A 19576-nucleotide genomic window follows, 5' to 3' on the forward strand; every position below is an offset into this window, starting at 1 on the left:
GGCCGTATCCGGACACCACCCGTCCGGAAGCGGCCCCGGCCGACCGCTCGCGCGACGGTCGGCGATGTCTCGAGCTCCAGGCACGCACCAAGCCTGCCCCGCCCCCGCGCACCTGGCCGCCGTCCGCATGACGGTGGAGGCCGAGGGGAGCCCCGGGCCGCCTGCGTGGCCGACCCGCTCTCGCTGTTCGTCGCCCCCTGACGGGAGTTGGCCGGGAAGGGCCGCAAGAGGGGGGTTTTCACCACCGCTTTCCCGGCCCCTCCGCCACCACAATGAGTGCGCCCCTCGGACCACGACAGACGTACGGCACCGGCGCCGCGCGCGGCGGAGCAAGGCCAGGAAGGAGCGAGTCGCGTGGACGACCGCACGATGCAGCTCGGCGGGACCCGCCCGCCGGACGCGATCAGAGGATTCTCGGTGCCGGCCGGACTGACGGGTCTGCGCCGGGTGGTGACCCTGGGCTGGATGTCGTTGGCGGCCCTCGGCCGCTCGCTCGCCGTGTCCGGCGCGATCAGCCTGGTCGGTCCCGGCCTCGGCATGGTGCCGCGGGCCATGGAGGGCGTGCGCGACCTGGCCGCGCGGCAGCGGGAACTCGCCCGGCGCTGGGCGGGCGTGGAGATCCCCGGCCCGCCCGGACCGCTGCCGCCCGCGCCCGCCGGAGCCTCCGGTGTCGTCGCCCGCCACCGCTGGATCATGAGCGACCCGCAGACCCGGCGGGAGTACGTCTGGGTGCTCACGGACCCGATCGCCGGCGGTTTCCTCGCCTTCTTTCCGCCGGCGCTGTTCCTCAGCGGCGCCTGGGGCGTCTTCCTCGCCTTCTTCGGGGTGCCGCTGTCCGCGGAGTGGGACGGCCTGTGGTACCAGTTCATCCCGATCGAGGGCCAGGCCACGGCGGTGCTCGCCGGCGTCCTCGGGCTGCTGCAACTGCCGCTGGCCCTGTGGGCGGCTCCGCGCGTGGTACGTCTGCACGCGCTCTACACCAGGGCGATGCTGGCGCCGAGCGAGAGCGAGATGATGGCCAGCCGGATCCAGCACCTGGCCGCCACCCGCTCCGACGCGGTGGACACGCAGATGGCCGAGATCCGCCGGATCGAGCGCGATCTGCACGACGGCGCCCAGGCCCGTCTGGTTGCCATGGGCATGACGCTGGACGCGGCCGAGCACCTGCTGGAGAGCAACCCCGAGGCCGTCCGCGCCCTGCTCATCGAGGCACGGCAGTCGTCCTCGGCGGCGCTGGAGGAACTGCGCAACCTCGTCCGCGGCATCCACCCGCCGGTCCTCGCCGACCGCGGACTCGCCGACGCGATACGGGCGTTGGCGATGACCTGCCCGGTGCGCACCGAGGTCCGGGTCGACCTGCCCGCCCGCCCCGAGATGCCCGTCGAGTCCGCCGCCTACTTCGCCGTATCCGAGATCCTCACCAATGTCGCGAAGCACGCGGGTGCCGGCCGGGCCTGGATCGACCTTCGTTACGATCGCGGGATGCTGCACATCACCGTGACCGACGACGGCCACGGCGGTGCCGACGCCTCCCGCGGCACCGGCCTGCGCGGCATCGAGCGCCGGCTCGCCACCTTCGACGGCGTGCTGGCCGTGAGCAGTCCCGTGGGCGGGCCGACGACGGCGACGATGGAGATCCCTTGCGTATTGTCCTCGCCGAAGACCACTTCCTCCTGAGGGACGGGCTGATCCGCCTGCTCGGGGCCTACGGCCACGACGTGGTGGCCGCCGTGGACAACGGCACCGACCTGCTCGAAGCGCTGGACCGGGAACAGCCGGACGTCGCCGTCGTCGACGTCCGGCTGCCGCCGAGCTTCACCGACGAGGGGCTGCGCGCCGTCCTCGCCGCACGCAAGCGGAACCCGGACCTTCCGGTGCTCCTGCTCTCCCAGTACGTCGAACCGCTCTACGCCCGCGAACTGCTCGCCGGCGGCGGCCGGGGCGTCGGCTACATGCTCAAGGACCGCGTCACCAACGGCGGCCAGTTCCTGGACTCCATCCAGCGGGTGGCCGCGGGCGGCACCGCCATGGACCCCGAGGTCATCTCCCGGCTACTGGTCCGCAAGGAGCGCGACGCGTCCGTCGGCAGCCTCTCCGAACGCGAACGCGAGGTCCTCGAACTCGTCGCCCAGGGCCGCTCCAACGCGGGCATCGCCCAGGCCCTGTTCGTCACCGAGAAGGCCGTCGCCAAGCACATCAGCAACATCTTCACCAAGCTCGGCCTCCTCCCGACGGACGGTGACAACCGCCGCGTCCTGGCCGTGCTGGCCTACCTGGACCAGTGAGCCGCCGGAAACGACACCGGGCCGCACCCCGTCCGGCGGACGGGACGCGGCCCAGGAGTGGTGCCGGGAAGCTCAGTACCGCGGGCGGTTGAACCAGGCCGAGGCGGAGCCGTTGACCATGGACGCGAGGATGATGCCCGCGAAGGCCAGGGAGATGATCCCGCCGAACGTCGCCGAACCGCCACCGCCGTTGACGATGTTCACGAGGCTGCCGAGCAGCATCAGCGACGCGTACACGATCGTCGTGACGCGGATGCCGCCGCCGCCCTTCTTGAACTTCACGCCCAGGAAGATCGACAGGGTGCCCAGCGCCAGCATCAGCAGCGCGAACGCGATCAGCGCGCCGGTGGCGATGCTCGTGTCGTCACCGGAGCCGATGCCGTTGGAGACGTCCTGCGCGGCACCGGCGGCGATGCCGAGGAACAGACCGGCCAGGTACTGGAAGCCCGCCAGGATGAACAGCAGCACCCGCGCCGTCTTGATCAGGCCCGGCATCTCCATCGGCACCCCGTAGCCGTACGGCTGCTGCACCGGCGGCGCGGCCGGGTAGCCGTATCCGGGCTGGCCCTGCGGGGCGCTCGGGTAGCCGTATCCGGGCTGGCCCTGCTGCGGATAGCCGCCCTGCTGGCCCTGCGGCGGGCCGTACGGGTTGTTGGGGTCGCCAAAGCTCATGGCGGTCTTCCTCCGTTTGCTCAAGTGCGGGGACGACGCGCGGCACGGTTCGGAGGAAGTTCTACAGATGCGGTCCGTCCCCCCGGTACTGCCCGCGGCACTGTCCGCTCATCGTTCTTTAACAGGCTCTTACTTGTCCAGCCAAAGGCGTCAGGTGTTGTGCAAGTGCAACATCACTGATCAAGGCGTGACACCCGGATTGGAACCGGGGCCGGGTCATCCGCGAGGATGGGACCATGACCGCCCAGATTCTCGATGGCAAGGCCACCGCAGCCGAGATCAAGTCCGATCTGACCGCCCGCGTGGCGGCCCTGAAGGAGAAGGGCGTCACGCCCGGCCTCGGCACGATCCTGGTCGGGGACGACCCCGGCAGCCAGAAGTACGTCGCCGGCAAGCACCGCGACTGCGCCCAGGTGGGCATCGCCTCCATCCAGCGCGAGCTGCCCGCCACCGCCACCCAGGAGGAGATCGAGGCGGTCGTCCGCGAGCTGAACGAGGACCCCGCCTGCACCGGCTACATCGTCCAGCTCCCGCTGCCCAAGGGCATCGACGAGAACCGCGTCCTGGAGCTGATGGACCCGGCCAAGGACGCCGACGGCCTGCACCCGATGAACCTCGGCCGCCTCGTCCTCAACGAGCCGGCCCCGCTGCCCTGCACCCCCAACGGCATCCTCACCCTGCTCCGCCGCCACGGCGTGGAGATCAAGGGCGCCGAGGTCGTGGTCGTCGGCCGTGGTGTCACCATCGGCCGCCCGATGCCGCTGCTGCTCACCCGGCGCAGCGAGAACGCCACCGTCACCCAGTGCCACACCGGCACCCGTGACCTCTCCGCCCACCTGAAGCGGGCCGACATCATCATCGCCGCGGCCGGCTCCCCGCACCTGATCCGCGCCGAGGACGTCAAGCCGGGCGCGGCCGTCCTGGACGTCGGCGTCTCCCGCAACGCCGAGGGCAAGATCGTCGGCGATGTCCACCCGGACGTGACCGAGGTGGCCGGCTGGATCTCCCCGAACCCCGGCGGTGTCGGCCCGATGACCCGGGCGCTGCTGCTGGTCAACGTGGTCGAGGCGGCGGAGCGCAGTGCCGGCTGAGGACACCCGCGGACCCGCGGAGCCGACCGCGCGCGACGCGATCAGCGCCCCTGACGCCGAGGGGCGCCCGCGCCGCGTCACCCGCCGCTTCCCGCTGTTCACCAGGGACACCGCACGCCCCGAGGGCGGCGGCCGGGCCGCGGCCGGCGACGCCCCGGCGCCCGCCCGGCAGTGGCCCATGCTCGTCGTGCTGTCGACGGTGGCGCTCGGCCTGCTGCTGACCGCGCTCGACGTGTTCCGCTACGGCACCCTGCTGATCGGCGCCGCCCTGCTGGCCGGCGCGGTCATGCGCTGGATGCTGCCCAGCGTCGGCATGCTCGCCGTCCGCTCCCGCTTCACGGACATCGTCACGTACGGCATCCTCGGCCTGGCCATCGTGCTGCTCGCGATGATGGCCCAGCCCAAGCCGTGGCTGCAGATCCCCTTCCTCAAGGACATCCTGCACTTCACGCTCGACAAGTAGCGCGACCGGTACGACAGGTGGCCCGCGCCTCCCCCGGGGGACGCGGGCCACCGCCGTGTCCGGGGCCGAACCGCCGTGGTGTGCGGGGGCGTACGGCGGGCGGCAGCTGCAACTTCCGCGGTACCGCGCGCGGTTGACTCCCGGGCGCGCTCGTGCGGGTTACCCTGCGGCGATGCGACTGAGGACCCCCCGCCCGCTCGTCGTGGACACGTTGATCGCGGTGGCCATGGCCGTGGTGGCCGTCCTGGTCGCGCAGGAGTCCCGGGCGCAGGGATGGCCGGAACTCGACGCCCGCGCCTACGCCCTCGTCGCCCTCGCCCACCTCCCCGTCGCTCTGCGCGGCCTCCACCCCGTCGCCGTCTTCGCGGTCGTCGAGGCCGCCGCGAGCGTCTACATCGGCCTCGGCCACTGGCCGGTGGTGTGCACCTTCGGCGCCATGCTCGCCCTGTACACCGTGGCCTCCGTCCGCCCGCCGTGCACCGCCCTGGCCTGCGCCGCCTGCACCTCCGCGGTCTGGGTGTACGCCGGCGTGGTCAGCCACAGCCCCTCCATGGCGTCCGTGGTCGGCCAGGCCCTGCTCTACAGCTCGGTGCTCGTCTGGTTCGGGTACCTGGCCCGCCGCAGCGCCGAACTCACCCGGCGGCTGCGCGCCGAACACGCCGAGCGGGCCCGCCGCGCGGTCGCCGAGGAACGCGGCCGGATCGCCCGTGAACTGCACGACGTCGTCGCCCACCACATGTCGGTCATCTCCGTGCAGGCAGGGCTCGCCCGGTTCGTCTTCGACTCCGACCCCGGCAAGGCGCGCGGCGCGCTCGGCACCATAGCCGACACCAGCCGGGAGGCACTGGAGGAACTGCGCCGCATGCTCCAGGTGCTGCGCGAGGAGGACCCCGAGGCCCCGCAGCGGGCCCCCATGCCCACCCTGGACAGGCTCGGCGAACTCGTGGACCGGGTCCGGGCCGGCGGCCTGCCCGTGAACCTCACGGTCGAGGGCACCGCCCGCCCGCTGCCGCCCGGCGTCGAACTGTGCGCCTACCGCGTCGTCCAGGAGGCCCTCACCAACGCGCTCAAACACGCCGGCCCCGCACAGGCGCGCGTCGAACTCCGGTACGGCACCCAGGAGCTGACCGTCCGCGTCACCGACGACGGTGAGGGGGCAGATCCGGACAGAATGCGCACAAGTGGCGGTCACGGCTTGATTGGCATGCGGGAGCGGGCCACGCTCTACGGCGGGACGATCAGAGTCGGCCCACGCACCGAGGGCGGCTACGAGGTCCTGCTGACCTTGCCGACCTCGGCCGCCGAACGCGACCGCGGGGGTGCGCGAGAAGCGGAGCGGTAAGGGACGGCGCACGGCCGGGGGGACGACCGTACGGAATGATCAAAGTGCTCGTCGTGGACGACCAGTTCCTCATCCGCGCCGGACTCGTCGGCCTGCTGGACGCCGCGTCCGGCTTCGAGGTGGTGGGCGAGGCGGGGGACGGCGAGCAGGCCGTGCGGCTGGCCGCCGAGACCCGGCCCGACGTCGTCCTCATGGACATCCGGATGCCCGGCGTCAACGGCATCGAGGCCACCGGGCGGATCCTCGCCGAGGCCACCGACCGGCCGCCCCGGGTCCTGGTGCTGACCACCTTCGACCTGGACGAGTACGTGTACGGCGCGCTGCGGGCCGGTGCCTCCGGTTTCCTGTTGAAGGACTCCGGCCCCGAGCGGCTGCTGGCGGCGGTCACGGCAGTCGACGGCGGCGACGCCCTGTTCGCGCCCAGCGTCACCCGGCGCCTGGTGGAGGCCTTCGCCCGCCAGCAGGCCCCCGCCGACACCGCGCCCCCGCCCGACCTGGGCGTGCTCACCTCCCGCGAGGTCGAGGTCCTCAAACTCACCGCCCGGGGCCTGTCCAACCTGGAGATCGCCGACCGCCTCTACATCAGCGAGGCCACCGTCAAGACCCATCTCAACCGGACCATGACCAAGCTCGACCTCGGCAGCCGGGCGCAGGCGGTGGTGCTGGCGTACGAGACGGGGCTGGTGACCCCCGGCGGTTGACCGCCGTCCTGGCATCCTTTGGTCAGCGCGTACCGCGCGACCTGCAAGGAAGACGGGGGAAGAGGGGAAGAGGGGGTAGGCGATGCCTCGGTGGAAAGCGCTGCCGGAGGATCTGGACCCGCAGATGCGGGAGCTCACCGTCCGGTTGCGGCAACTGGCCGACCGCGGTGGCCTGAGCACCGCGACGCTGGCCGACCGCACGGGCTACGGCAGGACGTCCTGGGAGCGCTACCTGGGCGGCCGGCTCCTCGCTCCCAAGGGCGCGGTCATCGCCCTCGCCGAGGCCACGGGCACCGACCCCGGACCCCTGACCACCCTGTGGGAACGGGCCGAACGATCCTGGAGCCGGGCGGAGTCGGACGACGACCACATGATCCAGGCCATCAACGTGACGGAGTCCCGGGCGGCCTTGGGCGCCCTCGCCAGACCGCCACGAGAGGCCGGGCGAGTGCCCACGGGGGCGACCGGCGGTGCCGCGGGGCCGGCTGGTGGTGCGGCCGGGAGGACGTCCGTGGGGGCGGCCGATCGCAAGGGTGGCGAGAAGGGTGCGGGACCCCGTGCCGGGGAGGGCGGTGGCCTCGCGGCCGCGCTGGGGATCACCGGCCCCGCCGGGGTCTCGCCGACGATCCCGGCCCAGCCGACGAACTCGGACGCCGACATCCGCGACAGCGCACCGAACGGCACGGGAACCGGCGGTGACTCGGGCACGGGTTCCGGCGGCGATTCGGGCAGTGGCAGCGGCACCGGTACCGGTGACGGCTCGGTCGCGGCGAGGGTGAGTGGCCGGGGTGCGGCGGCGGGCGGTGACTCGGGGTCAGCGGGCGGTCGGAAGTCCGGTGCTGCGTCCCGCGCCGACTCCCGTACCGCCGTCGGTGACGATGACGCGCCCGTCAAGAACTCGTGGGGGCTGGCCGGTTACCGGGGTCCGTCGAAGGCGAGCGTCCGCCCGGGCACCCGGCCCGGTCCGTCCGGTCCGGCGCGGACTCCGGCCTCCTCCGCCCCGAGCCCCGACACCCCCGCCGGCACCGCCCGGACCCCGGACGTCCCGGCCGGAGCCCCGGGCGGGTCCGCCCGGTTCCCCGACGCCCCCGGCGGAGCCCCGGGCACCTCTGCCTGGCCCCGGGGCCTCACCGTCGGGACCCCGGTTGCCTCCCCCCGGACCCCGGGCGTTCCCGCCGAAGCCCCGACCACCGCGCTCGCCCGCACCCCGGGCCTCCCTGGCACGGCCCCCGGCGCCCCCGCCGGCCGAGGCCCCGGTCGGTGGTCCGCGCACCGGCAGCAGGTGGTGATGTTCCTCGCGGGGTTGGTCGGTGTCGGGGCGCTCATCGCCGGGGTCTTCCTCCTCACCCATCGGGGCGGGGACGGGAACCCGAACGCGGGTGCGGCCACGTCACCTTCGCCGTCCGCCCGGGCACGGACGAGCCCGCCCCCCGGCGTCAAGTGCGCCGGCGCCGCCTGCACCGGCAAGGACGCGGAGGCCATGGGGTGCAGCGGTGACCTGGTGAGCACCGCCAAGACCGCCACCGTGGGCACCACCACCCTGGAGGTCCGCTACAGCAAGGCGTGCGGCACGGCCTGGGGCCGGATCACCAGCGGCGCGCCGGGCGACACCGTACGGGTCACCGTGGGCGAGGTACGGCAGACGGGCGACATCACCGCCGCCGGGGACACCATCGGCTACACCCCGATGATCGCCGTACGCGACCCGGCACAGGCCAGGGCCTGCGCCACGCTCGCCTCGGGCGAGACCGGCTGCACGGAGTAGCCGCGTCCGTCGCGCGCCGGCGGGGCCGAAGAAACGGAGGGGAAATTTCCGGAGGCGGCGCATAAGGAGCCGGAACCTGGGCACGCGAACGGTGTCCCCCCACGGGAGTCCGGTACGCCGGTACCCCCACCGGCGGCCGTCTCCGTCCCCCCTCTCCCGGACGGACGGCCGCCTCTTCACACCCCTCCGCGCACGCCCGGCAGGCGATACGTCCCCCATGATCCCCTTGTGGGGTGAGCCACACGGCCCTGGACGTCTCACCTGCCGGATGCGCGATAGCCTGACCGCTGGATCTCTCTTGACGCCAAGAGATCGATCATCCGCCCGGGGCAGTGACGCCCCACCGCCAGCTGTCATACGGAGAACGCCATGACCCGCACTCCCGTGAACGTCACCGTCACCGGCGCGGCCGGCCAGATCGGTTACGCCCTGCTCTTCCGCATCGCCTCGGGCCAGCTGCTCGGCGCGGACGTGCCGGTCCGCTTGCGCCTCCTGGAGATCACCCCGGCCCTGAAGGCCGCCGAGGGCACGGCCATGGAGCTGGACGACTGCGCCTTCCCGCTGCTGCAGGGCATCGACATCACCGACGACCCGAACGTCGCCTTCGACGGTGCCAACGTAGCCCTGCTGGTGGGCGCCCGCCCGCGCACCAAGGGCATGGAGCGCGGTGACCTGCTGGAGGCCAACGGCGGCATCTTCAAGCCGCAGGGCAAGGCCATCAACGACCACGCGGCGGACGACATCAGGGTCCTCGTCGTCGGCAACCCGGCCAACACCAACGCGCTCATCGCGCAGGCCGCCGCCCCGGACGTCCCGGCCGAGCGCTTCACCGCGATGACCCGCCTGGACCACAACCGCGCGCTGACCCAGCTCGCGAAGAAGACGGGCAGCAGCGTCTCCGACATCAAGCGGCTCACCATCTGGGGCAACCACTCCGCCACGCAGTACCCGGACATCTTCCACGCCACGGTCGCCGGCAAGAACGCCGCCGAGGTCGTGAACGACGAGAAGTGGCTGGCCGAGGACTTCATCCCGACCGTCGCCAAGCGCGGTGCGGCGATCATCGAGGCCCGTGGCGCGTCCTCCGCCGCCTCCGCCGCCAACGCCGCGATCGACCACGTCCACACCTGGGTCAACGGCACCGCCGAGGGCGACTGGACCTCCATGGGCATCCCGTCGGACGGCTCCTACGGCGTCCCGGAGGGCCTGATCTCCTCCTTCCCGGTCACCTGCAAGGACGGCAAGTACGAGATCGTCCAGGGCCTGGACATCAACGAGTTCTCCCGCGCCCGCATCGACGCCTCCGTCAAGGAGCTGGAGGAGGAGCGCGAGGCGGTCCGCGGCCTCGGCCTCATCTGATCCGACGTGGTGTCACCCGGCGCCGGTGCGCTATAGTTGATCACGCACCGGCCGCCGGAAAACCCGGCACCAGGTGATGCGTTGGTGGTCCAAGGAAAGACGCCCCGCTTCCTGCGGGGAGATGCAGGTGCAAGGCCTGCCCGGCGCTCCACACACGAGGTCCCCTTCCGCGGTGGCGGAAGGGGACCTCGCTGCGTTCGCCGAGGCGGCGACCCCGGTGTGCTCAGGCCACCGGCTCCTTCGCCGCCGACGTGCCCGTGGCCGTCCGGGAGGCGCGTCCGGCCGGGCGGTAGCCCATGACGACCAGGGCCGTCGCCAGCAGGACCACCGCTCCGACGGTCCGCAGCGCCGGGCCCATCCCGCTCGCGAAGTCGGCGTGGCCCGCCAGGGCCGTGCCGGCGACGGCGACGCCGAGGGCCGCGCCGATCTCGCGGGCCGAGGTGCCGAGGCCGGAGCCGAGGCCCGCCTGGTGCGGGGGGAGGGACAGGACGACGCCCAGGGTGAGGGCGGGCATGGCCAGCCCCGTGCCCGCCGAGATGACCAGCAGCCAGCAGGCGTAGAGCGCGTAGGGCGTGTGCGCGTCCGCCGTGGACGCGGCGAGCAGGCCCAGGCCGATCAGGGCGAGCCCGGTGCCGACGACCGGGCGTGGACGCGCCGACCAGCGGGCGGCGAACTTCGGGACCAGGGCCATGCCGACGATCAGCGGCGCGATCGCGATCCCGGTCACGGCGGGTGCGAAGCCCTTGACCTCCTGCAGATACTGCGAGTTGACGAAGAACAGCGCGAACAGGCCGAAGAATCCGGTCGCCAGGCCCAGCGTGGTCGCGCGCAGCCCGCCGGAGCGGAAGACGCGCGGGTCGAACAGCGGGGCGCGGGAGCGCAGGGCGTGGACCGTGAAGGCGGCCACCAGCAGGGCCCCCACGCCGAACGCGGTCAGGATGCGCGGTGAGGCCCAGCCGTGGCCGGGGCCCTCGATGATGCCGAACAGCACGGCGACCAGGCCCGCGGTGAGCAGCAGGGTGCCGACCGGGTCCGGGCTGCCCTGCGCCGAGCGGGCCGTGCGCGGGGTGGTGACCGCGACCGCGGCGGCGAGGACGGCCGCCAACGGCACCATCGCGGCGAACAGCGCCCGCCAGGACAGGTACTGGCCGACCAGGCCGCCGCCCAGGTTGCCCGCCATGCCGCCCAGCCCGATGGCCAGCGTCCAGGACGCCATCGCCTGGGCGCGCCGCTCGGGCCCGGCGAGGTGCACCAGGATGGACATCGTCGCCGGGGTGATCAGCGCGGCCCCCGCGCCGGAGATGCCCCGGCCGGCGATCAGCAGAGCGGGACCGGGGGCGAGCGCGCTGGTCGCGGCACCCGCGGCGAACAGGGTGAGGCCGGCGAGCAGGGCGCCCTTGCGGCCGTGCCGGTCGCCGAGCGCGCCGGCCGGGATGAGCAGGCCCGCGAAGACGATGACGTAGGCGTCGACCGTCCACAGGATCTCGGTGTGGGTGGGGTGCAGGTCCGACGAACCCAGTTGCGGTATCAGCAGGTTGATGGCGGCGACCATGCTCTGCGCGACCAGCACGCAGGCGCACAGGGTCAGCAGGGTCGAGCGTTTCAGGGCGTGCGCGGGCACGGCTCCTCCCGGGAGCTGGTGGGTGGTGTGGGATGCGCTCTCACCGTAGGCTCGTGCCATACCTGCTTTCCAGTGCAACCTTCGCAAGGGATACCTGCACATGACGCAATCCACGGGCCTGGATTTGAACCTCCTGGTCGCGCTGGACGTGCTGCTGGAGGAGGAGAGCGTGCAGGGCGCCGCCCGTCGGCTGCACCTGTCCGAGCCGGCGATGAGCCGCACCCTGGGCCGCATCCGCAAGGCGCTCGGCGATCCGGTGCTGGTCCGCGCCGGCCGCCGGATGGTGCCGACCCCGCACGCGCTCGCCGTGCGCGCCGAGGTGAGCGCGGTCGTGGAACGGGCCCGCGCCCTGTTCACGCCGGGCCGGGACACCGACCTGCGCGAGGTCACCCGCACTTTCACGATCCTCGGCCACGACGCCATCGCCGCCGTCCACGGCGCCGCCCTCCTCGCCCGCGCCGCCCGCGAGGCCCCCGGCATCCGCCTGCGCTTCCTGAGCGAGAGCCACGTCGACGCCCCGTTCCTGCGCCAGGGCACCGCCGACCTGGAGGTGGGGGTGATCGACTCGGTCGCGCCCGAGGTGCATGTGGAGACGGTCCGCCAGGACCGCATGCTGGGTGTCGTACGGGCCGGACACCCGCTGCTGGAGGGCGAGTTGACGCCCGAGCGGTTCGCCGGCGCGGCGGGGCACCTCATCGTCTCCCGGCGCGGCAGACAACGCGGCCCGATCGACGACGCCCTCGCCGGACTCGGTCTGGAGCGCCGGGTGGTGGGCAGCGTCGGCACCTACCCGGCCTCGCTGTTCGTGCTGCGCGAGACCGACCTGATCGGGCTGTTCAGCCAGTGGGGCCGCCCGCTGGCCGACGCCCTCGGCCTGGTCACCTTCGAGATCCCGCTCCCGCTGCCCGCCGTCGACATCGGCTACGCCTGGCACCCGCGGCACGACGCCGACCCGGCCCACGCCTGGCTGCGCGGCTGCGTACGGGAACTGATGCTCCAGGGGTCAGGTGTGCTCTAGTTCGTGCTGGAGCTCGGAGATGTCCACGGACTGCGCCGCGGCCGGGGTGGCGGACGGCACCGGCTCGTCGTAGCCCGTGAAGGTCAGGTCCTCGTCGGTGCCGGCGCCCTGCCGGGTGGCCTGGACCAGGCGGTGGGGGGTGGCAGAGGTGACGTAGAGGGTGATCTTCTTCCCGCCGTGCTCGGTGCCGGTCAGCGGGATCACCTTCGTGCCGTCGACCTTCGTCTCCTCGCCCTTGGTCAGCGCGGTGTGCGGGGAGGAGTCGGCGGCGGCCGTCTTCTGGAAGGCGGTCAGGTCGCAGGTGCCCGACATGGCCCTGAGCACGGTGTCCTTCGTGGAGCCGTGCAGATAGCGGTTCTTCAGTCGGGCGGCCACGGCATCGCCCTGGCGGCCCGGTAGTTGCGCCTTCCAGAAGGCGGTGTCCGGCTTCATCCACACCTGGTCGCCCCGCTTGACCAGCGCGACGCTGCCGCCGTCCGCGCCCATGACCAGCTTGCCCACGCAGTTGCCGGAGCGGTCGAGCGTCAGTTCCAGCGAGGCCGGGGCGGTCCGGTCGGCGCCCGCGCGGTGATCCGTGAACTTCAGGTGCACCGAGCGCGCCTTGAGCAGATTCCTGCGCGCCGCCTCCGCGAGGGCGCGGGCGCTGGGGCCGTCGTCGGTGGGGGCCTTCGGGGCGCCGTCGGAGCGGGCCGGGGCCGGGAGAGCGGGTGCGGTGGCGGCCGGAGCGGGGGCCGTGACGGGCGCGGCGGGGGCCGTACCGGGGAGGGCGAGCGGGGTCAGCAGGGCCGCGGTGATGCTTGCCCCCGCACAGAGCCGCGATCGACGAGCCATCGCGCCACCTCCCGACCCCCCTCTTCACCCTACTTTTGTCCCTTTTCGGCCGCATTTTCAGTGACGCGGCGCACTTTCGGCCACCGATTGCGCATGCGACGCGGAGGCCCTGGGCAGGCGGCGACGGTCCCCAGCCGAGACAGCCCTGTCACGCAGGGGAACGGATCGAAAACGGAAGGCGACACCGATCATGGCGGACAGAACGGAACGACACGCCCGGGCGACCATCCACGCGGGCGGCGAGTGGCTGGCGGCGATCTCCGGCGCGACCCGGGAGATCCTCGACCCCGCGGACGCCCGGCCGTTCGCCGTGGTCGCCGAGGGCGACGAGAAGGACGCCGAACGCGCGGTGGCCGCCGCCCGGCACGCGTTCGACCACGGCCCCTGGCCGCGCACCCCGGTCGCCGAGCGCGCCGCCCTGCTGCGCCGCGTGGCCGACCTGCTGGTGCGCGACCGCGAGGAGCTCGGCCTGCTGGAGAGCCGGGACGCGGGCAAGACCGTCGAGGAGGGCCGCGTCGACATCACCTGCGTCGCCGACGCCTTCCGCTACTTCGCCGACCTGGTCGCCGCCGAGGCCCAGGGCCGGGTCGTCGACGCGGGCTCGCCCGACATCCACAGCGTGGTCGTCCACGAACCGGTCGGCGTCTGCGCGCTGATCACCCCCTGGAACTACCCGCTGCTCCAGGCGAGCTGGAAGATCGCCCCGGCGCTCGCCGCAGGCAACACCTTCGTGATCAAGCCCAGCGAGATCACCCCGATGACCACCATCGCCCTGATCGACCTGCTGGCCGAGGCCGGCCTGCCCGCGGGCGTGGCCAACCTCGTCACCGGCCCCGGGCACACGGTCGGCGCCCGGCTCGCCGAGCACCCCGACGTCGACCTGGTCTCCTTCACCGGCGGCCTGGCCAGCGGCACCAAGGTCGCCCAGGCCGCCGCGCCCACCGTCAAGAAGGTGGCCCTCGAACTCGGCGGCAAGAACCCCAACGTCGTCTTCGCCGACGCCTGCGCCACCGAGGAGGGCTTCGACACCGCCGTGGACCAGGCCCTCAACGCGGCCTTCATCCACAGCGGCCAGGTCTGCTCGGCCGGCGCCCGCCTCATCGTCGAGGAGTCGGTCCGCGAGCGCTTCGTCGCCGAACTCGCCCGCCGGGCCCAGCGGATCAGGCTCGGCCGCGGCACGGCCGACGGCGTCGAGTGCGGTCCGCTCGTCTCCGAGCAGCAGCGCGCCAAGGTCGAGGCGTACGTCGCCTCCGCGCTCGACGAGGGTGCCGTACTGCGCTGCGGCGGCAAGCGGCCGGAGCCGTCAGCGGAACGCCCCGAGTCCGGCTGGTTCTACGAGCCGACCGTCCTCGACGCCTGCCACCGCGAGATGAAGGTCGTCCGCGAGGAGGTCTTCGGCCCGGTCCTCACCGTCGAGACCTTCCGCACCGAGGAGGAGGCCGTCTTCCTCGCCAACGACACCGAGTACGGCCTGGCGGGCGCCGTCTGGACCTCCGACGCCGGCCGGGCCCGCAGGGTCGCCGCCCGGCTGCGCCACGGCACCGTGTGGATCAACGACTTCCACCCCTACCTGCCGCAGGCGGAGTGGGGCGGCTTCGGCAGGAGTGGCACCGGCCGCGAGCTGGGGCCCGCCGGCCTCGCCGAGTACCGCGAGACCAAGCACGTCTACCAGAACCTCGCGCCGAGGCCGGTGCGCTGGTTCGCCGGCTGAGCCCCACCCCGTAGGCCGTACGTCCCCACCTGGAGCAGCACCCCCATGTCCCACACTCCCCACGTCTACGACTACGTCGTCATCGGCGGCGGCACGGCGGGCTCCGTCATCGCCTCCCGCCTCACCGAGAACCCCGACGTCACCGTCGCCGTCATCGAGGGCGGCCCGAGCGACGTCGGCCGCGACGACGTCCTCACCCTGCGCCGCTGGATGGGCCTGCTCGGCGGCGAACTCGACTACGACTACCCGACGGTGGAACAGCCCCGCGGCAACTCCCACATCCGGCACAGCCGCGCCCGCGTCCTCGGCGGCTGCTCCTCGCACAACACCCTCATCTCGTTCAAGCCCCTGCCCTCCGACTGGGACGAGTGGGAAGAGGCCGGCGCCAAGGGCTGGGGCGCCGTCCCCATGGAGGCCTACTTCGCCCGCCTCAAGAACAACATCGTCTCCGTCGACGAGAAGGACCGGAACGCCATCGCCCGCGACTTCGTCGACGCGGCCCGGTCGGCGCTCGGGGTACCCCGGGTCGAGGGCTTCAACCGCAAGCCGTTCACCGAGGGCGTCGGTTTCTTCGACCTCGCCTACCACCCCGAGAACAACAAGCGCTCCTCGGCGTCGGTGGCGTACCTGCACCCGGTGATGGACGAACGCCCCAACCTCCGTCTCTTCCTGGAGACCTGGGCGTACAAGCTGGAGCTGAACGGCACCCGGGCCGAGGGCGTCCACGTGCGCACCAAGGACGGCGAGGAACTGCTGATCCGCGCCCGGGGCGAGGTCGTGCTGTGCGCGGGCGCCGTCGACTCCCCGCGCCTGCTGCTCCACTCGGGCATCGGCCCCGCCAAGGACCTCGAAGCGCTCGGCATCCCCGTCGCGCACGACCTGCCGGGCGTCGGCGAGAACCTGCTCGACCACCCCGAGTCGGTCATCGTCTGGGAGACCCACGGCCCGATCCCGGAGAACTCCGCGATGGACTCCGACGCGGGCCTGTTCGTCCGCCGCGACCCCGCACACGCGGGCCCGGACCTGATGTTCCACTTCTACCAGATCCCGTTCACGGACAACCCGGAGCGGCTGGGCTACGAACGCCCGCAGTACGGCGTCTCGATGACCCCCAACATCCCCAAGCCGAAGAGCCGCGGCCGCCTCTACCTGACCAGCGCCGACCCCGCCGTCAAGCCGGCGCTCGACTTCCGCTACTTCACCGACGAGGACGACTACGACGCGCGGACCCTCGTCGACGGCATCCGCATCGCCCGGGAGATCGCGAAGACCGAACCGCTGGCCGGCTGGCTCAAGCGCGAGGTCTGCCCCGGCCCCGAGATCCTCGGCGACGCCGAGCTGAGCGAGTACGCCCGCAAGGTCGCGCACACCGTCTACCACCCGGCCGGCACCTGCAAGATGGGCGCCGCCGACGACGAACTCGCCGTAGTGGACCCGGAGCTGAAGATCCGGGGCCTCGACGGCATTCGCATCGCCGACGCGTCCGTCTTCCCGACCATGACCGCCGTGAACCCGATGATCGGGGTGCTCATGGTCGGGGAGAAGGCCGTCGACCTGATCGGAGGTGTCCGATGAGTCTCACCGTCCCCACCCGCAAGCCGCCCACCACGACCGAGCCCGTCTTCTCGGTGTCCGGACTGTGGAAGGTGTTCGGCCCCAAGCCCGAGCGCGTCCCGGCGGACCCGGAACTCGGCACGCTGAGCCCCGCCGAACTCCGCTCCCGCACCGGCTGCACGGCCGCCGTCCGAGACGTCTCCTTCGACGTCCGCAAGGGCGAGGTCTTCGTCGTCATGGGCCTGTCCGGCTCCGGCAAGTCCACCCTCGTCCGCTGCCTGACCCGCCTGATCGAGCCGACGGCGGGCACGATCGCCATCGACGGCGAGGACGTCCGCGCGATGGACAAGGCCCGCCTGCGCGAGTTGCGCCGGCACCGGGCCGCGATGGTCTTCCAGCACTTCGGCCTCCTCCCGCACCGCACGGTCCTCGACAACGTCGCCTACGGCCTGGAGATCCAGGGCGTCGGCAAGTCCGAACGCCGCGAGTGCGCCGCCGAGTTCATCGCCAAGGTCGGCCTCGAGGGCATGGAGAAGCGCCGCCCCGGCCAGCTCTCCGGCGGCCAGCGCCAGCGGGTGGGTCTCGCCCGGGCGCTGGCGGTGGACCCCGAGGTGCTGCTCTTCGACGAGCCGTTCAGCGCGCTGGACCCCCTCATCCGCCGCGACATGCAGGACGAGGTGGCCCGCCTGCACCGCGAGGAGGGCCGCACGATGGTCTTCATCACCCACGACCTCACCGAGGCCCTCAGGCTCGGCGACCGCATCGCCCTGATGCGCGACGGCCAGGTGGTCCAGCTCGGCACCCCCGAGGAGATCGTCGGCAGCCCGGCCGACGACTACGTCCGCGAGTTCGTCCGGGACGTACCGCGCGAGCAGGTGATGACGGCGCGTACGGCGATGCGCCCGGCCTCCGCCGCGGAGACGGCCGGCGGCCCCGCGGTACGCCCCGAGGCCACGGTGGCCGAGGCCATCGAGGCGGTGGCCCGCGCGGGCACCCCGGCCCGTGTCATGGACAAGGGCCGCTGCCTCGGCGTGATCGACCAGGAGCGACTGCTCGGCGTGGTGGCAGGCGTGGACACGACGACACCCACGCCGGCGAGGGACGACAAGGCCGCCGTAGCCGCGGGCAGCCGTGCCGCCGGGGCGGCGCCCGTCCCGAAGAAGGCGGCACCCGGCCCGCGCGGGCAAGCGACCCCACCCGGCCCCCGCACCACCCCGGAGGCCGTCTGATGGCAACGCTCAGCATCCCGACCCCCGGCACGGCCGCACCCCGCGTCCTCAAGAGCCGGGCCGCGGGCAAGCTCCTCCTGCTCGCCCTCCTCACCGCGGTCCTCCTGCCGCTCCTCAACCACTGGGGCAACGGCTCCTGGCCGCACGCGCTGACGGTCCACCTCGACAAACCCCTCACCACCGCCAGCGACTGGGTCATCGACAACCGGGACAGCCACCCCCTGTTCCTGTACTTCTTCGGCTACGTCAGCAACGCCGTCATCTGGGCCGTCCGCGCCGTCTACCTCACCCTCCTCGCCGCCGGCTGGGCAGGCGTGACGGCCTTCGCCGCCCTGCTCGCCTGGCGCGTGGCCGGTGTCCGCCTGGCCGCCGGGACGGCCGTCGCCTTCCTCGCCTGCGGCGCCCTCGGCATGTGGGTGCCGACCATGCAGACCCTCGCGCTGATGGTCGTGGCGGTGCTCGCCTCCGTCGTCGTCGGCGCGTTCCTCGGCCTCGGCGCCGGCCTCTCCGACCGCCTGGACCGCGCCCTGCGCCCGGTCCTGGACACCATGCAGGTGCTCCCGGCCTTCGCCTACCTCCTCCCCGTCGTCCTGGTCTTCGGCATCGGCGTCCCCGCGGCCGTGCTCGCCACCGTCGTCTACGCCGCCCCGCCGATGGCCCGCCTCACCGCGCTCGGCCTGCGCGGCGCCGACCCCGAAGTCCTGGAGGCCGTGGAGTCGCTCGGCGCGACCCGTCGCCAGCGGCTGCTGACCGCCCGTGTCCCGCTGGCCCGCAAGGAACTCCTCCTCGGCCTCAACCAGACGATCATGATGGCGCTGTCCATGGCCGTGATCGCCGCCGTCATCGGCGCGGGCGGTCTCGGTGACCGCGTCTACCAGGCCCTCGCCTCCGTCGACGTCGGCGCGGCCCTCGCGGCCGGCATCCCCATCGTGCTGCTCGCGGTGGTCCTGGACCGGGTGACCGCCGCCGCCGGGGACGGCACCACCCGCCCCCGTACGATCGGCTGGCCGTACGCCCTCGCCGTCACCGTGGCCGTCGCCCTCGCCACCCGCCTCCTCGGCGCGCCGGACTGGCCCGCCGGCTGGACGCTGGGCATCGCCGAGCCGGTCAACCGGGCCGTCGACTGGATGACCGCCCACCTGTACTCCGGCGTCCCGGTCGTCGGCGGCACCGCCGACTGGGCGGGCCACTTCACCACCTGGGTCCTGGACCCGGTCCGCGACGGCCTGCAGTGGCTGCCCTGGTGGTCGGTGCTGCTCGTCGTCGCCGCCCTGGCCTGGCTGATCGGCACCTGGCGCACCGCGCTGACCGCCGTCCTCGCCATGGCCGCGATCGGTGTCCTCGGTGTGTGGGAGCCGTCGCTCGACACCCTCTCCCAGGTGCTGGCCGCCGTCGCCGTCACCCTCGTCCTGGGCTTCGCGACCGGCATCGCCGCGGCCCGCAGCGACCGCGTCGAACGCGCCCTGCGCCCGGTCCTGGACGTGTTCCAGACCATGCCGCAGTTCGTGTACCTGATCCCGGTCGTCGCGCTGTTCGGCGTGGGCCGCGCGCCCGCCGTCGCCGCGGCCGTCGTCTACGCCCTGCCGGCCGTGGTCCGGATCACCGCGCAGGGCCTGCGCCAGGTCGACCAGGCCGCGCTGGAGTCCGCGCGCTCGCTGGGCGCGACCGGCCGCCAGCAGCTGTGGCAGGTGCAGCTCCCGCTGGCCCGTCGCGCCCTGCTGCTCGCCGTCAACCAGGGCGTGGTCCTGGTCCTCGCCGTCGTCATCATCGGCGGCCTGGTCGGCGGCGGCGCCCTCGGCTACGACGTCGCGTTCGGCCTCGCCCAGGGCGACCTGGCGACCGGCCTGGTCGCCGGTGCCGCCATCGTCTGCCTGGGCCTGATGCTGGACCGGGTGACCCAGCCGACCGAGCGGCGCGCGAAGAAGGGAGCCTGA

Annotated in this window: 16 protein-coding genes; 13 read left to right on the forward strand and 3 right to left on the reverse strand. The window is 73.2% G+C overall.

Going from position 1 to position 19576, the window contains the following annotated elements; all coding sequences use genetic code 11:
• Nucleotides 1–354: 354 nt before the first annotated feature.
• Both OO52_RS05105 and OO52_RS05110 read left to right on the forward strand, forming a co-directional pair.
• Entirely contained in the window at nt 355–1677 is a 1323-nt protein-coding gene (locus OO52_RS05105) for a sensor histidine kinase (RefSeq protein WP_030641376.1), read from the forward strand.
• A complete protein-coding gene (locus OO52_RS05110) occupies nt 1641–2285 on the forward strand; it encodes a LuxR C-terminal-related transcriptional regulator (RefSeq protein WP_030641377.1) in 645 nt (214 codons plus the stop codon). Before OO52_RS05105 ends, OO52_RS05110 begins: the two co-directional genes overlap by 37 nt.
• Nucleotides 2286–2357: 72 nt before the next feature.
• Here the strand turns inward: OO52_RS05110 and OO52_RS05115 are convergent, their stop codons facing one another.
• On the reverse strand, nt 2358–2957 hold the full coding sequence (locus tag OO52_RS05115) for a hypothetical protein (protein WP_030641379.1): 600 nt from the start codon (nt 2955–2957) through the stop codon (nt 2358–2360).
• Between the two features lie 236 nt (nt 2958–3193).
• On the opposite strand from OO52_RS05115, the gene OO52_RS05120 reads away from it, so the two are divergent.
• From OO52_RS05120 to OO52_RS05145, 6 genes are all read left to right on the forward strand, one after another.
• The gene (locus OO52_RS05120; RefSeq protein ID WP_014674506.1) at nt 3194–4048 is read left to right on the forward strand and encodes a bifunctional methylenetetrahydrofolate dehydrogenase/methenyltetrahydrofolate cyclohydrolase; all 855 of its coding nucleotides are present in this window, start codon (nt 3194–3196) and stop codon (nt 4046–4048) included.
• A complete protein-coding gene (locus OO52_RS05125; protein WP_030641381.1) occupies nt 4038–4511 on the forward strand; it encodes a DUF3017 domain-containing protein in 474 nt (157 codons plus the stop codon). Before OO52_RS05120 ends, OO52_RS05125 begins: the two co-directional genes overlap by 11 nt.
• Before the next feature lie 172 nt (nt 4512–4683).
• The gene (locus OO52_RS05130; RefSeq protein ID WP_051818207.1) at nt 4684–5853 is read left to right on the forward strand and encodes a sensor histidine kinase; all 1170 of its coding nucleotides are present in this window, start codon (nt 4684–4686) and stop codon (nt 5851–5853) included.
• 35 nt (nt 5854–5888) lie between these two features.
• Nucleotides 5889–6554, forward strand: a complete 666-nt coding sequence (locus OO52_RS05135) for a response regulator (RefSeq protein ID WP_030641385.1) — start codon at nt 5889–5891, stop codon at nt 6552–6554.
• An 82-nt stretch (nt 6555–6636) separates the two neighbouring features.
• A complete protein-coding gene (locus OO52_RS53915) occupies nt 6637–8319 on the forward strand; it encodes an XRE family transcriptional regulator (protein WP_030641387.1) in 1683 nt (560 codons plus the stop codon).
• Nucleotides 8320–8688: 369 nt separating this feature from the next.
• Entirely contained in the window at nt 8689–9678 is a 990-nt protein-coding gene (locus OO52_RS05145; protein ID WP_030641389.1) for a malate dehydrogenase, read from the forward strand.
• A 223-nt stretch (nt 9679–9901) separates the two neighbouring features.
• On the opposite strand, the gene OO52_RS05155 is transcribed toward OO52_RS05145, so the two are convergent.
• A complete protein-coding gene (locus OO52_RS05155) occupies nt 9902–11299 on the reverse strand; it encodes an MFS transporter (RefSeq protein ID WP_030641391.1) in 1398 nt (465 codons plus the stop codon).
• A gap of 100 nt (nt 11300–11399) precedes the next feature.
• Here OO52_RS05155 and OO52_RS05160 point away from each other — a divergent pair, with 100 nt between their 5' ends.
• Nucleotides 11400–12317, forward strand: coding sequence for a LysR family transcriptional regulator (locus OO52_RS05160; RefSeq protein WP_030641394.1), 918 nt, complete (start codon nt 11400–11402; stop codon nt 12315–12317).
• On the opposite strand, the gene OO52_RS05165 is transcribed toward OO52_RS05160, so the two are convergent.
• Complete coding sequence (locus OO52_RS05165) at nt 12303–13148, reverse strand: lipoprotein (RefSeq protein WP_030641396.1); 846 nt, start codon at nt 13146–13148, stop codon at nt 12303–12305. The two genes, OO52_RS05160 and OO52_RS05165, sit on opposite strands and share 15 nt — an antisense overlap.
• 190 nt (nt 13149–13338) lie before the next feature.
• Between OO52_RS05165 and OO52_RS05170 the strand changes: the two genes are divergently transcribed.
• Genes OO52_RS05170 through OO52_RS05185 form a run of 4 tightly spaced genes read left to right on the forward strand, consistent with a single transcriptional unit; the run spans nt 13339 to nt 19576 of the window.
• Complete coding sequence (locus OO52_RS05170; RefSeq protein WP_030641398.1) at nt 13339–14859, forward strand: aldehyde dehydrogenase family protein; 1521 nt, start codon at nt 13339–13341, stop codon at nt 14857–14859.
• Nucleotides 14860–14904: 45 nt separating this feature from the next.
• On the forward strand, nt 14905–16434 hold the full coding sequence (locus OO52_RS05175) for a GMC family oxidoreductase (RefSeq protein WP_030641400.1): 1530 nt from the start codon (nt 14905–14907) through the stop codon (nt 16432–16434).
• The gene (locus OO52_RS05180; RefSeq protein ID WP_030641402.1) at nt 16431–17642 is read left to right on the forward strand and encodes a quaternary amine ABC transporter ATP-binding protein; all 1212 of its coding nucleotides are present in this window, start codon (nt 16431–16433) and stop codon (nt 17640–17642) included. The genes OO52_RS05175 and OO52_RS05180 overlap by 4 nt, the downstream gene beginning before the upstream one ends.
• Nucleotides 17642–19576 (forward strand): ABC transporter permease, encoded by a 1935-nt coding sequence (locus OO52_RS05185; RefSeq protein WP_030641405.1) that lies wholly within the window; start codon nt 17642–17644, stop codon nt 19574–19576. Before OO52_RS05180 ends, OO52_RS05185 begins: the two co-directional genes overlap by 1 nt.

The sequence above is a fragment of the Streptomyces flaveolus genome (assembly GCF_000716535.1).
In the GTDB taxonomy this organism is placed as follows: Bacteria; Actinomycetota; Actinomycetes; order Streptomycetales; family Streptomycetaceae; genus Streptomyces; species Streptomyces flaveolus_A.

Excerpts from the sequence above, each read along its gene's own strand:
- OO52_RS05145 (WP_030641389.1), top strand. The coding sequence starts at position 8,689 with ATGACCCGCACTCCCGTGAACGTCACCGTCACCGGCGCGGCCGGCCAG.
- OO52_RS05135 (WP_030641385.1), top strand. The coding sequence starts at position 5,889 with ATGATCAAAGTGCTCGTCGTGGACGACCAGTTCCTCATCCGCGCCGGA.
- OO52_RS05160 (WP_030641394.1), top strand. The coding sequence starts at position 11,400 with ATGACGCAATCCACGGGCCTGGATTTGAACCTCCTGGTCGCGCTGGAC.
- OO52_RS53915 (WP_030641387.1), top strand. The coding sequence starts at position 6,637 with ATGCCTCGGTGGAAAGCGCTGCCGGAGGATCTGGACCCGCAGATGCGG.
- OO52_RS05120 (WP_014674506.1), top strand. The coding sequence starts at position 3,194 with ATGACCGCCCAGATTCTCGATGGCAAGGCCACCGCAGCCGAGATCAAG.
- OO52_RS05165 (WP_030641396.1), bottom strand. The coding sequence starts at position 13,148 with ATGGCTCGTCGATCGCGGCTCTGTGCGGGGGCAAGCATCACCGCGGCC.
- OO52_RS05175 (WP_030641400.1), top strand. The coding sequence starts at position 14,905 with ATGTCCCACACTCCCCACGTCTACGACTACGTCGTCATCGGCGGCGGC.
- OO52_RS05185 (WP_030641405.1), top strand. The coding sequence starts at position 17,642 with ATGGCAACGCTCAGCATCCCGACCCCCGGCACGGCCGCACCCCGCGTC.
- OO52_RS05115 (WP_030641379.1), bottom strand. The coding sequence starts at position 2,957 with ATGAGCTTTGGCGACCCCAACAACCCGTACGGCCCGCCGCAGGGCCAG.
- OO52_RS05170 (WP_030641398.1), top strand. The coding sequence starts at position 13,339 with ATGGCGGACAGAACGGAACGACACGCCCGGGCGACCATCCACGCGGGC.
- OO52_RS05130 (WP_051818207.1), top strand. The coding sequence starts at position 4,684 with ATGCGACTGAGGACCCCCCGCCCGCTCGTCGTGGACACGTTGATCGCG.
- OO52_RS05180 (WP_030641402.1), top strand. The coding sequence starts at position 16,431 with ATGAGTCTCACCGTCCCCACCCGCAAGCCGCCCACCACGACCGAGCCC.